Source organism: Xanthomonas sp. NCPPB 1128, assembly GCF_001043115.1.
Classification (GTDB): domain Bacteria; phylum Pseudomonadota; class Gammaproteobacteria; order Xanthomonadales; family Xanthomonadaceae; genus Xanthomonas_A.
This window is the reverse complement of the sequence record NZ_LFME01000021.1, coordinates 64,749-77,293: the sequence shown is the minus strand read 5'-3', so window position 1 is coordinate 77,293 and position 12,545 is coordinate 64,749. Positions and strand designations below refer to the sequence as shown.

12 protein-coding genes are annotated in these 12,545 nt (G+C 70.6%); 4 read left to right on the top strand and 8 right to left on the bottom strand.

The genetic code is table 11. The annotated features are described in order from the left end of the window. Window positions 1–24: 24 nt before the first annotated feature. The 8 genes from tsf to ACP93_RS13700 all read right to left on the bottom strand — a co-directional run bounded on the left by tsf (window position 25) and on the right by ACP93_RS13700 (window position 7,841). Window positions 25–903, bottom strand: a complete 879-nt coding sequence (gene tsf / locus ACP93_RS13735) for a translation elongation factor Ts (protein WP_048491229.1) — start codon at window positions 901–903, stop codon at window positions 25–27. Between the two features lie 151 nt (window positions 904–1,054). After that, entirely contained in the window at window positions 1,055–1,852 is a 798-nt protein-coding gene (gene rpsB / locus ACP93_RS13730) for a 30S ribosomal protein S2 (protein ID WP_017908839.1), read from the bottom strand. A 276-nt stretch (window positions 1,853–2,128) separates the two neighbouring features. Further along, window positions 2,129–2,827, bottom strand: a complete 699-nt coding sequence (locus ACP93_RS13725; protein ID WP_106407106.1) for a fimbrial biogenesis chaperone — start codon at window positions 2,825–2,827, stop codon at window positions 2,129–2,131. Between the two features lie 17 nt (window positions 2,828–2,844). Continuing rightward, window positions 2,845–3,165: a hypothetical protein gene (locus tag ACP93_RS13720; RefSeq protein ID WP_048491227.1), complete on the bottom strand. Its 321-nt coding sequence runs from the start codon at window positions 3,163–3,165 to the stop codon at window positions 2,845–2,847. 81 nt (window positions 3,166–3,246) lie between these two features. After that, window positions 3,247–4,269, bottom strand: a complete 1,023-nt coding sequence (locus ACP93_RS13715; RefSeq protein WP_048491226.1) for a Csu type fimbrial protein — start codon at window positions 4,267–4,269, stop codon at window positions 3,247–3,249. Further along, window positions 4,266–6,635, bottom strand: coding sequence for a fimbria/pilus outer membrane usher protein (locus tag ACP93_RS13710; RefSeq protein WP_053069756.1), 2,370 nt, complete (start codon window positions 6,633–6,635; stop codon window positions 4,266–4,268). The genes ACP93_RS13715 and ACP93_RS13710 overlap by 4 nt, the downstream gene beginning before the upstream one ends. Next, window positions 6,586–7,323, bottom strand: a complete 738-nt coding sequence (locus ACP93_RS13705; RefSeq protein ID WP_053069755.1) for a fimbrial biogenesis chaperone — start codon at window positions 7,321–7,323, stop codon at window positions 6,586–6,588. The genes ACP93_RS13710 and ACP93_RS13705 overlap by 50 nt, the downstream gene beginning before the upstream one ends. A gap of 14 nt (window positions 7,324–7,337) precedes the next feature. Next, window positions 7,338–7,841, bottom strand: coding sequence for a Csu type fimbrial protein (locus tag ACP93_RS13700; RefSeq protein WP_048491225.1), 504 nt, complete (start codon window positions 7,839–7,841; stop codon window positions 7,338–7,340). On the opposite strand from ACP93_RS13700, the gene ACP93_RS21805 reads away from it, so the two are divergent. The 4 genes from ACP93_RS21805 to dapD are packed head-to-tail and all read left to right on the top strand — an operon-like array spanning window position 7,840 to window position 12,474. Beyond that, the gene (locus ACP93_RS21805) at window positions 7,840–8,058 is read left to right on the top strand and encodes a hypothetical protein (RefSeq protein WP_131721637.1); all 219 of its coding nucleotides are present in this window, start codon (window positions 7,840–7,842) and stop codon (window positions 8,056–8,058) included. The genes ACP93_RS13700 and ACP93_RS21805 overlap by 2 nt on opposite strands. Window positions 8,059–8,066: 8 nt before the next feature. Beyond that, on the top strand, window positions 8,067–8,843 hold the full coding sequence (gene map / locus ACP93_RS13695) for a type I methionyl aminopeptidase (protein WP_048491251.1): 777 nt from the start codon (window positions 8,067–8,069) through the stop codon (window positions 8,841–8,843). Further along, entirely contained in the window at window positions 8,840–11,473 is a 2,634-nt protein-coding gene (locus tag ACP93_RS13690) for a [protein-PII] uridylyltransferase (RefSeq protein WP_255347939.1), read from the top strand. The genes map and ACP93_RS13690 overlap by 4 nt, the downstream gene beginning before the upstream one ends. Next, complete coding sequence (gene dapD, locus ACP93_RS13685; RefSeq protein ID WP_048491224.1) at window positions 11,473–12,474, top strand: 2,3,4,5-tetrahydropyridine-2,6-dicarboxylate N-succinyltransferase; 1,002 nt, start codon at window positions 11,473–11,475, stop codon at window positions 12,472–12,474. Before ACP93_RS13690 ends, dapD begins: the two co-directional genes overlap by 1 nt. The last annotated feature ends 71 nt before the right edge of the window (window positions 12,475–12,545 follow it).

The following is a 12,545-nucleotide window of genomic DNA, read 5'->3' as shown; positions in this document are numbered from 1 at the left end:
GCTCTTTTCTTCCCGGGCGCGGGATCAGGCCAGGCCGGCCTGCTTCATCACTTCTGCGGCGTAGTCTTCCACCACCTTCTCGATGCCTTCGCCCACGGCCAGGCGCTGGAAGCCGACCACGTCGGCGCCGGCGGCCTTCACCGCCTGCTCCACGGTCTGGTCGGTGTTCAGCACGTAGGGCTGGCCGTACAGGGTGACCTCGTTGACGATCTTGGCGATCTTGCCGCTGATGATCTTCTCCAGGATGTCGGCCGGCTTGGCCTTGTCCTTCTCCGACATCTTGGCCAGCTCGATTTCCTTTTCCTTGGCCACGAACTCGGCCGGCACGTCGGACGCCTTGACGTGCGGCGGGTTCATCGCCGCGATGTGCATGGCGATGCCGCGGGCCAGGTCGGCGTCGCCGCCCTTGACCTCGACCAGCACGCCGATGCGGCCGCCGTGCACGTAGGCGGCGACGTTGTTGGCGCTGTCGATGCGCACCAGGCGGCGCACCTGCACGTTCTCGCCGACCTTGGCGATGACCGCGGCGCGGGCTTCCTCCACGGTCTCGCCGCCGGGCAGCTTGGCGCTCTTCAGCGCTTCGACGTCGGCGGCGCCGGAGGTCAGCGCAGCCTGGACCACGGCGTCGGTGAAGGCCAGGAAGTTGTTGTCCTTGGCGACGAAGTCGGTCTCGGAGTTGATTTCGACCAGGACGGCCTTGCCGCCGTCCTGGGCCATCGCGATGCGGCCTTCGGCGGCGACGCGGTCGGCCTTCTTGTCGGCCTTTGCCAGGCCCGACTTGCGCAGCCACTCGGCGGCGTTGTCGATGTTGCCGGCGTTCTCGGTGAGCGCCTTCTTGCACTCCATCATGCCGGCGCCGGTGCGCTCGCGCAGTTCCTTGACCAGGGAAGCAGTGATTTCCACGGGATGTCCTCACGAAAGGTGGGAAAAGGCCGGCTTGCGGCCGGCCGGAAGATCTGGGAAGCGGGCGCCGCAGGCGGCGCTCGCGAAGCCGGGCGCGCCGAACGCGCCGGGCGGCGGCTGCGCATGATCGCGCAGCCGCATGGCGCGCCGGTTACTCGGCGGCGGGAGCGGTCTCTTCGGCCTTCTTGCCGTTCTTGCGCGGGCCGCGGCCCTTGTCGTCGCCGCCCTCGGCGAACTCTTCCTCGCGCACGCTGGCGGCGTTCGGCGCAGCGGCCTTGCCTTCCAGCACGGCGTCGGCGGCGGCACGGGCGTACAGCTGCACGGCACGGATGGCGTCGTCGTTGCCCGGGATGGCGTAGTCCACCAGGTCCGGGTTGTAGTTGGTGTCGACCACCGCGATCACCGGGATGCCGAGCTTCTTGGCTTCCTTGATGGCGATGTCTTCATGGCCGATGTCGATGACGAACAGGGCGTCGGGCAGGCGGTTCATTTCCTTGATGCCGCCCAGCGAGGCTTCCAGCTTGTCGCGCTCGCGGCGCAGGGTCAGCACTTCGTGCTTGACCAGCTTGTCGAAGGTGCCGTCGGTCTCGGCCGCTTCCAGCTCCTTCAGGCGCGCCACCGACTGCTTGACGGTGCGGAAGTTGGTCAGCGTGCCGCCCAGCCAGCGCTGGGTCATGAACGGCTGGCCGCAACGCTCGGCTTCTTCCTTCACCGCGTCGCGGGCGCTGCGCTTGGTGCCCAGGAACAGGATGGTGCCGCGCTTCTGCGCGACGCTGGAGATGAAGTTCATCGCGTCGTTGAACAGCGGAACCGTCTTCTCGAGGTTGATGATGTGGATCTTGCCGCGCGCGCCGAAGATGTACGGCGCCATCTTGGGGTTCCAGTAGCGGGTCTGGTGGCCGAAGTGGACGCCGGCTTCCAGCATCTGACGCATGGTGACCTGGGGCATTGCAGTGACTCCTGATGGGGAACCGGCCGTGCGCGGGCAGGAATGGGTGAAGCGCGCGCATGACGGCGGCCTTGTGGGTCCGCACGACGATTCCGGGGTTGGGCCTCCCTACTGTCTCCGTGGCCGAACTCCTTGCGGAGCACCCCGGCACGGGCGATGGCAGCAGGTGTGAATTCGCCGGTGCGTCCGGCGTGGACGGTCCATCGGCCCATGACAGGCACGACGAAGCCGCGCACTATACCTGGCGGAAGGCGGTGGCGCAATGCGCCGCGCGGCTCACTCGGCCGGCAGCGGCTGCAGCGGGGCCTGCTCGTCGAGCCTGGCCGCGAAGCGGCCGCCGGGGGCGGCCGCGGCGGCCGGCAACGGCCAGCGCTTGTAGGCGCCGGCCAGGACGTAGCCGGCGAGGCTGGGGAACAGGGCCAGGGTGTGGCCGTCGGCGCCGACGAAGCTCAGGTCGCTGAGCCTGGCATGGGCGCTGCCGTGATTGTGTACCACCAGTTCCGGCCCATGCGCGCCGGCGATCAGATGGGCGCTGAGGCGCGGTGCGGCTGCCGGATCCGGCGCGCTCAGGAACACCGGTGTGGAATAGCGCAGCAGCAGGGGCGCGCCCGGCGCGGCGGCGTCGGGCGGCGTGGCGCGTTCCTCCAGCACCAGGCGGTAGGCGGCTTCTTCGGCGCTGGCGCGGCCGGTACGCACCAGTCGCAGCAGTTGCCGTCCCTGCGACGGGATATCGATCGATTGCGGGCTGGCGCGGACCTCGTCGGTGCTCTCCAGATCGTCCATCCCGTCGGTCTGCCGCCACCGGTACACCTGGACCTGCGCCTGCCAGGGGCGGTCCTGGGTGTTGCTCAGCCAGATCTCGGTGCTGGTCTCCTGCGGCGCCAACTGCACCAGGGTCGGGCTGATCCGCACCCCGGCCGCGTCGGCGCTGCCGGCCAGCGCCAGCAGCAGCGTCAGCAGCGGGCGCGTGCGCACTCGGCGGGCGCCGCCCACTAGAACGCGACCGTGGCGTAGCGCGCCGGGCCGCGCGGCGCGGCCCCTGCCGCGGACAGACTCAACGCCAGCGCGGTTCCGACACTGGGCGCGGGCGCGCCGTCGATGTTGACCTGATAGGCCAGCGGGCGGTTGCAGGCGACGCTCGGCAGCGCCCCGGGCTGCGCGCGGGCCGGTGCACCGACCTCGCAACTGCGCTCGATGCGGATGCCGATCCGCAACAGGGCGCCGCCGGTGCCGACGGCGGGCTGCGCCGCCGCATCGGTGCCGGCCACGCACAGGCTCGCCAGCAGCAGCGGTCGCAGGAACGGCACGGTCATCAAGTCGGACTCCGGGGCGGACACAGCCGATAACGGCCCGGGTCGCGGTAACTTGACCGGCGCGACGGCGCCGTTCAGGCCTCAGTAGGTGACGGTGACCTTGACCACGTCGCTGTAGCTCCCCGGGGCGGGGGTCTGCCGGGCCGGGACCTGCCCGTACAGGGTCAGCGACTGCGCGCTGCCGGTCCCGGTGCCGGTCTGGGTGTCGCTGTTCAGGGTGCTGCCCCAGCGCTGGGTGCGTGCAGCGTCGCGGTACAGCTCGTAGGTCAGGTACTGGCCGCTGGCGCTGCGCATGCGGCGCACGTTGCCGCTGGCGTTCTGGCCGTTGTCCAGGCTCACCTGCCAGGCGGTGCGGGCGCGGCAGTTCATGCTGAGCGCGGTGGTGTAGTTCAGCGGGTTGTCGATCAGGCCCGACTGATTGCCGAAATCCAGGTCGGCGATGCTGGCGATGGTACAGGTCGGCGCGGCGGTGGCGGTGGTCACGAACGGGAACTGCACCGAGGTGCCGCCGCCCTTGCCGCCGGTGGTGCAGGAGGCGGGTATCACCGCGGGGTTGCCGATCAGCGGTTCGTCGTAGCGGTACTGCAGGTTGGTGTACACCCCGCTGAAGCTGTTCTGGTACAGCCCGGTGGCGATGCCGCTCTGCAGCGGTACCCGCGCGTAGATGGTGTAGGTGGCGTTGCCGGTGCCGCCGGTCGCCAGCGACGAATAGGTGAGGTCCACCTGCAGTGGGGTGGAGCCGCTCAGGGCGCTGCCCCAGATCAGGCTGCGCGCGCTGTCGCGGTAGAGCTGGAAGCCGAGGCTGTCGTTGAGCGGGTTGAGCATGCGCCGCGGGGTGATGCCAAGGCCTGCGCCTTGCGCGCCCTCGCCGATGTTCAGGCACATGCGCACGTAGATGGTGCCCAGGATGCTCAGTGCGCCGGTCTGGCAGGTCACCAGGATCTGCGCGGTGGCGTCGGTGGCGGCGCTGTCGGAGAGGGTGCCGAAGCTGAGCGCGGTGGCCTGTGCGGTACAGGTGGTGGTGGCCGCGGCGCGCGACGGCAGCAGCGCCGTGGCGGCCAGCAGCAGCGCCGGCAGCAGCATCCGCCAGACGCGCGCGTTCATGGCATGGTCTCCGGCAGGCAGCGCAGTGGACCCAACCGCGTGGGCGGCGCTTGCATCGCGCGTTCGATCCGCAACCGGCAACGGCTGCCGTGCATGTCCACCTCCAGGTCGTTGCGGCCGGGCCTGAGTCCTTCCACATAGGCCTGGCCATCGTAGCCGACCACCGTGTCGATGCCCGGCCCACGCAGCCGGCTGCCCACCGGCAGTGGCGCGTCGGCGGCATCGTGCAACTGCACCAGCACTCCGTCGCTGTGGCGGATCGGAAACGCCACCACCACCCCGGTGCGGTCGCGCGGCACCACGATCTGGTCGACCTGCTCCGGCCGCAGTTCCGGCGACAGCCGCATCGGATCGATGGACAGGCGATTGTGCTGCCAGGCCAGCAGCGGCGTGACCAGCAGGAAGCCGCGCGCATCGGTGCGGCCGATCGGCCGGTTCTCCAGCAACACCGGGACGTCGGCGACGCCGCCGGTGGAGACCAGGGCGAAGGCCTGGTCGAGATCGCGGCCACGGAACCAACCGCCACCGATCCAGGCCAGGCCGCCGGCCGCCTCGGCATAGCCGTAGCTCTGGCCGCCGGCGCTGGCGATACCGCCGGCATAGCGGGCGCTGGCGCTGCGCCAGCTCGCTTCCGCCAAGCCGCCGCCGCCATCCTGCCCGCCGCGCGCCTGCAGCCGCCAGCCGCTGCCGCCGTCGGCCGCGGCCGCCTGGCTGAGGTCGGCCGTCGCACTGGTGCGCGCGCCGATGCGTTGCACGGCGACGCCGGCCTGGCGGCGGCCATCCAGTGCGATCGACCAGCCCAGGTACACGCTGCGGTCGCTGGCCTGGTCCAGATTCTGGTTGATGCTCAGGTTCAGCGACGATTGCCGTGCCAGGGCACGGGTCCAGAACAGGCTGGCATAGCGCTGGTCGCCGCTGTCGGGGTAGGCCAAACGCACATAGCTCAGGGCGATGTTGCCGACGCCGTCCCAGGTGCTGCCGAACAGGGCGCGCTCGCTGACCCGCGGCGGCGCGGCGCCGTAGCGCGCGGCCACGTCGCGGTAGCCGGGTTGCGCACGCTGGGTGTCCATCGCCAGGTTGAAGCGGCCGTTGTTCCAGCGGTAGCTGAGCGCGTATTGCAGGCCTTGCTGGCCGGCCGCGCCGCCGTGCGCCAGCGAGGCGCCGAACACGCCGGCGCGCGGCAGCAGCCACAGGCCGCCGACGCCGGCGTTGCGCACACCGGCCCCGGCCTCGGCATGCGCCTCGGCGGTGAAGCGCGGGCCGACGCCGCGCCGCCAACTGGCGCTGCCGACCGTGTCGCCGGCGTAGGCGAAGTCGGCGACGCCGTAGTCCTCGCGCACCCGGCCCAGCGCCAGCGACCAGTCGGTCAGGCCGCTGGCCAACAGATCCTGGGTCGCATAGAACGGAAAGGCCAGCGAGCGGGTGCGGCCGTAGGCGTCGGTGATCACCACCTGGGCGTTGCCGGCGCCGTCCACGCCGGGCGCGGCGGACAGCTGGAACGGCCCGGCCGGCAACTGCGCGCCGTACTGGCGGATGCCGTTGACGTATAGATCCACGCTGGACGGCACCGCCACTTCGCCGAGGAATTCCGGCAACGGGGTGATCGCGCGGTACGGCTGCAGGCCGAAGTCGCTGCCCACGCGTACCCCGCCCAGACGCAGCGTGCGGCTCCAACTGGTGCTGCTGCTGAAGGTGTCGCCCAGCACCACGCTGGTCATGCGATCGGGCAACGACCATTGCCACTGCGTGTCCAGGCGGATCGCCTGGGCGCGCCAGTCGCGCTGCGGCTCGCGATACAGCCGGCCGATGAAGGATTGCCGCAGCAGGCCATCGCCCAGGCCGAACACGCGCAGTTCGCCGCTGGCGGTGAGATTGCTGGCGCCGCCCTGGCGGCTGGCATAGAGGTCGTAGTCGAGCAGGGCGCCGGGCGAACTGGTCGCCGGCAGCGACGGCACGCCGCCGCGCGCGTCGATCCGGGTGGTGGCGACGTCGAGCAGCGCCACCGGCGCGTCGATGGCCACCTGCTGCAGGCCGGCGTCGTAGCGGAAGCGCACGCCGTCCAGCTCGCCCAGGGCGATCGCCGCGCTGGCGTCGCCGCCGTCCACGCGCAGGCCGAGCTGGCGCAGGGTCGCGGCAGTGGCGCGCAGTTGCTCGCCGTCGCGCTGGAACTGGAACAGGCCGGGCTGGCGGGTCTGGTTCAGGGTGACCTCCAGGTACAGGGTCTCCTGTGCCGGTGCAGCGGCCTGGGGCGGGGCGGGAGGTTGAGGCTGGGCGACGGCGAGCGCGGCGGTGCCGGCCCACAGGGCCAGCAGCAGCTCAGGGCGCCGCGGCGTCCACGACCAGCGACTGCGCGCGCGGTTCGCCATTGATCCTTGCCTCGAACGTTCCCTGTGTCTGCGCCAGCGTTGCCGGCAGCGGCCAGCGCTTGCGCTGGCCCGGCAGCACGTAGCCGGCCAGGCCATCGGCGATGGCGCTGCGCCGGCCATCGCCGGCGACGAACTGCAGGTCCACCAGCTGCGCGTGGCCGTTGCCCTGGTTGACCACTTCCAGCGCCGCACCCGCGCCGTCGCGGACCAGTCGCGCGTGCAGTACCGGCGCGGTGGCCACAGCCGGCTTGAGGAACACCGGCACCGAATAGCGCAGCACGAACTGCAGCCCGGCGCTGGTGTTGCCGCTGGCGTCCTGGCTGGGCAATTCGTCGACCAGGATGCGGTAGGCGTCCTCGCCGGTACCGGGCGCGGGATCCAGGCGGATCACGCGGACCAGCTGCCGCGCGTGCGGCGCCAGTTCCAGCATCGGCGGGCTGAGCGCGATGCGGTCGCTGGGGTCGAGCACATCCTCGCCGTCGCGCTGCTGCCAGCGGAACACGCGCACCTGTGCACGCAGCGGCACATCGCCGCTGTTGCTCAGCCAGACGCCCTGCGCGGTCTCCTCGGCACGCAGGGACACCGATGTCGGTGCCACCTGCAGGCTCGCGGCGACGGCCGCGCCAGCCGCCAGCCACAGCGCGGCGAGCGCCGGCAGGCGCAGGAAGGAATGCAGTCGCAAACGCATGCAGGCGGCTCCGGTTACCAGGTGACGGTGGCGGTGACGACGTCGCTGTATGAACCGGCAGGGTAGTTGGTGCTGGCGACCTGGCCGTAGACGGTGATCGGTTGCACTGCACCATTGCCGGTGCCGGCCTGGGTGTCGGTGCCGATGGTCGAGCCCCAGTTCTGGGTGCGCGCGGCATTGCGGTACAGCGCATAGGGCACGCGCGCGGTGTTGCTGACGTCGGCGCTGCCCATGGTGCGGGTGGTGACGGTGGCGCCGGAGCCGGAACCGGCGTTGAGCGCGATGTTGTACGGCGTACCGGAGGTGCAGCGCACGTTCAAGGTGCCGGTGCTGTTGATCGCGGTCTGGGTGGAATTGACGCTGCCGAAATCGACATCGGTGGGCGCGGTCTGGATGTCGCAGACGCTGGTGATCTGGATCTTGACGTTGAAGGTGCGCGAGTCGGACTGGGCCCAGGCCAAGCCGGTCCCGGCGGCGAACAGCACGAGGAAGGCGAGAACGCGATGGAAGAGGTACATGGCAGGGTTCTTCGATGAGGGCGGACAACCGCCGGTGTCGCTCCTGCTGCAAACTGCGGGCCAGTTCACGTTTTATTGGATCGTCATCCAGGTTTCACGTGAGATGGCAACCACACGACATCGCGTTCAGTCCGGTGAGGGCGACGTCGGCTCGTCGCCGCGCCGGAAAACTGCTGAATCGCCCAGCGCGTTCAGCCAGCGCCTGGATGAGCGATAATGACGACCATGACCGTCAATCTGAAAACTCCGCAGGACATCGAGAAGATGCGCGTGGCCGGCCGCCTGGCCGCCGAGGTACTGGACCTGATCGGCCCGTACGTGAAGCCCGGCGTCACCACCGCCGAGCTGGACCGCATCTGCCACGACCATATCGTCAAGGTGCAGCAGGCGGTGCCGGCCAACGTCGGCTATCGCGGCTTTCCGAAGACCGTGTGCACGTCGGTGAACAACGTGATCTGCCACGGCATCCCCAGTGAGAGCAAGGTCCTCAAGGACGGCGACATCGTCAACATCGACGTCACCGTGATCAAGGACGGCTGGCATGGCGACACCAGCCGCATGTACTGCGCGGGCACCCCCTCGGTGATGGCGCGGCGCCTGATCGAGGCCACCTACGAGGCGATGTGGCGCGGCATCCGCGCGGTGAAGCCGGGCGCCACGCTCGGCGACATCGGCCATGCCATCCAGCAGTATGCCGAGAGCGAGCGCTTCAGCGTGGTGCGCGAGTACTGCGGCCACGGCATCGGCAAGGTCTACCACGACGAGCCGCAGGTGCTGCACTACGGCCGGCCGGGCGATGGCCTGGTGCTGAAGCCGGGCATGACCTTCACCATCGAGCCGATGATCAACGAAGGCACGCGCTACACCCGCGTGCTGCCGGACGGCTGGACCGTGGTGACCAAGGACCACAAGCTCTCGGCGCAATGGGAGCACATGGTCGCGGTCACCGAGGATGGGGTGGAGGTGCTGACCCTGTCGCCGGGCGGCCTCGGCGAACCGTGAGCCTGCTGCCGGCCGGCGCTGATGCCGGCATGCCCGACGCCGGTGTCGACGACGCTGGCTGGGCCGCCGCGGTCCGGCAATTGCTGGCGCAGACCGATGCGCGGCTGAGCAAGCGCTTCGACCAGGGCGACGACATCGACCGCCTGCTGGCGTTGCGCGCGCGCGCGCTTGATCAACTGATTCGCCACGCCTGGAGCCGCTGCGTGCCGCGCGAGGCCGGGCTGGCGCTGTTCGCGGTCGGCGGCTATGGCCGCGGCGAACTGTTCCCGCGTTCGGACATCGACCTGTTGGTGTTCGGCGAGCTCGACCCCGTGTACGAACCGGCGCTGGCGCGGCTGTTCCCGCTGCTGTGGGATGCCGGCGTGCCGGTCAGTCATGCGGTGCGCTCGGCCGTGCAGTGCACCGCGGCCTGCGCCGACCAGACCGTGCTGACCGCGTTGATCGAGGCGCGTCCGCTGCAGGCCGATGCCGCTGCCAAGGCGGCGCTGGCGGCCGCCATCGCGCCGCAGCGGGTATGGCCGCCGCGCGAGTTCTTCATGGCCAAGCGCGAGGAACTGCAGGCCCGCCACCAGCGCTTCGGCGATACCGCCGACAACCTGGAGCCGGACATCAAGGACGGCCCCGGCGGCCTGCGCGACCTGCATACGCTGGGCTGGATGGCGCTACGTGCGTTCGGCGTGCGCGACCTGGAGCCGTTGATCGGGCTGGGCCACGTCGGCGGCGACGAGGCCGCCGCGTTGCGCCGCGAGCGCCGCGAACTGGCGCGGTTGCGCTACGGGCTGCACCTGGTCGCCAACCGCCCGGAAGAGCGCTTGCGCTTCGATTACCAGAAGACCCTGGCGCAGCGCCTGGGGTTCTCCGACGACGTCGAGAGCCTGGGCGTCGAAAAGATGATGCAGCGCTTCTACCGCAGCGCGGCGATCGTGCGCCGGCTCAGCGACCGGCTGCTGCAGCGCTTCGAGGAACAGTTCGACGGCGAGGCGCAGCCGCAGCCCCTGGACGGCGGTTTCTCGTTGCGCCGCGGCTACCTGGCTGCCGACGACGAGCGCTGGCCGCAGGCCGATCCGGTGCAGGTGTTCGCGCTGTTCGCCACCTGGGCCGCACACGGCGAGATCCGCGGCCTGCATTCGCTGACCGCGCGCGCGCTGGCCGAGGCGCTGCCGCATCTGCCGGCCTACGCCAGCGCCAGCCCGACCGCGCGCGAGCGCTTCCTGGCCCTGTTGCGCGGCCCGCGCGCGGTGCAGACGCTGACCCGGATGGCGCGGCTGGGCGTGCTCGGGCAGTGGATCCCGGCGTTCGCGCAGGTGTCCGGGCGCATGCAGTTCGACCTGTTCCATGTGTACACGGTCGACCAGCACACGCTGATGGTGCTGAAGAACATGGCGGTGTTCGCCAACGCGCGCGCCGACGAACGCTTCTCGATCGCGCATGAAGTCTGGCCGCGGCTGCGCAAGCCGGAACTGCTGCTGCTGGCCGGTCTGTTCCACGACATCGCCAAGGGCCGCGGCGGCGACCACTCGGAGCTGGGCGCGGTGGATGCGCGCGCGTTCTGCGCCGCGCATGCGCTCAGCGCCGCCGACACCGACCTGGTGGCCTGGCTGGTCGAACAGCACCTGCGCATGTCGGTGACCGCGCAGAAGCAGGACATCGCCGATCCGGAGGTGATCCATCGCTTCGCCAGCCTGGTCGGCGACCGCGAGCGGCTGGACCATCTGTACCTGCTGACCTGCGCCGACATCGCCGGCACCAGCCCCAAGCTGTGGAACGCCTGGAAGGACCGGTTGCTGGCCGACCTGTACTTCGCCGCGCGCCGCGCGCTGCGCGAGGGCCTGGAGCACCCGCTGCCGGTGGCCGAGCGCCTGCAGGAGTCGCGCGAGGCCACGCGTGCGCTGATGCACCTGCAGGGCCACGACGACGCCATCATCGACCGCCAGTTCGCCGGCATGCCGGACGAAAGCTTCCTGCGCTTCCGCCCCGAGCAACTGGCCTGGCAGGCGACCTCGCTGATGGAGGTGGAACTCGGCGAGACGCTGGTCAAGGTGCGCCCGGTCACCCCGGACGACGCGGCGCTGGAAGTGTTCGTGTACTCGCCGGACCGCGACGGCCTGTTCGCTGCGATCGTGATGACCCTGGACCGGCTGGGCTACGGTATCCATCGCGCGCGCGTGCTCGACGCCCCGCACGACGCGATCTTCGACACCTTCGAGGTGATGCCCGCCGACGCCTTCGCCAGCGGCGACATCGCGCAGTTGCAGGCGGGGCTGCGCGAGGCGCTGGCCGGCGACCTGGCGCGGCTGCGCCCGGCGCGGCGGGTGGTGCCGCGCCAGCTGCGGCATTTCCGTTTCGCCCCGCGCATCGAGTTCCGCCAGAGCCTCGACGGCCGCCTGACCCGGCTCAGCCTGGTCGCACCGGATCGCCCCGGGCTGCTGTCGGACGTGGCCCAGGTGCTGCGTCGGCAGCACCTGCGCGTGCACGACGCGCGCATCGCCACCTTCGGCGAGCGTGCCGAGGATCTGTTCCACATCACCGACGAGCACAACCTGCCGTTGCCCGACGCCGCCCGCCAGGCGTTGCAGGCCGCGCTGCAGGCCTGCCTGGACCCCGATACCCCGCCTGGAGACCCCCGCTGATGGCCACCAAGAAGCCTGCCGCCAAGAAGTCCGCTGCCAAGACGCCGGCCCCCAAGAAGACGGCCCCAAAGAAGCCGGCTGCCGCGACGCCTGCGGCGCCGACCGCGGCGGCCAAGCCCGCCAAGCCCGCACCGAAGCCGCTGCGCGCCAAGCCGCTCGCCGTGCCCAGCGCCGACGAGCTGAAGTTCACCATCGACAGCGCCTTCGAGCGCCGCGCCACGCTGACCCTGGACGAGATCGAAGGATCGACCCGGCCGGTGGTCAATCGCGTCATCGACGGCCTGGAAAGCGGCGAGTTCCGCGTCGCCGAGCCGGACGGGCACGGCGGCTGGAAGGTCAACGAGTGGCTGAAGAAGGCGGTGCTGCTGTACTTCCGGGTCAACGAGATGGCCGTGGTGGAAGCGCAACCGGCGCCGTTCTGGGACAAGGTCGAAGCGCGCTTCGCCGGCTATCACGAAGCCGAGTTCCGCAAGGCCGGCGTGCGTGTGGTGCCGGGCGCGGTGGCGCGCCGCGGCAGCTACTTCGGCAAGGATGTGGTGCTGATGCCGAGCTTCACCAACATCGGCGCGCACGTGGGCGAGGGCACCATGGTCGACACCTGGGCCACGGTCGGTTCCTGCGCGCAGATCGGCAAGCACTGCCACCTGTCCGGCGGCGCCGGCATCGGCGGCGTGCTCGAGCCGCTGCAGGCCAGCCCCACCATCATCGAGGACCACTGCTTCATCGGCGCGCGTTCGGAAGTGGTGGAGGGCGTGGTGGTCGGCCACCACAGCGTGATCGGCATGGGCGTGTTCCTGGGCCAGAGCACGCGCATCTACAACCGCGCCACCGGCGAGATCTCCTACGGCTACGTGCCGCCTTACAGCGTGGTGGTGTCCGGACAACTGCCGTCCAAGGACGGCTCGCACTCGCTGTACTGCGCGGTGATCGTCAAGCAGGTCGACGCCAAGACCCGCAGCAAGACCAGCGTCAACGATCTGCTGCGCGGGCTGGCCGACTGAGCGGGGCGAGACCCGGCCAAGCCCGGTCTCGCTCTGGCGTGCTGTTCCCCATTGACGCTAAAGCCGGTCTA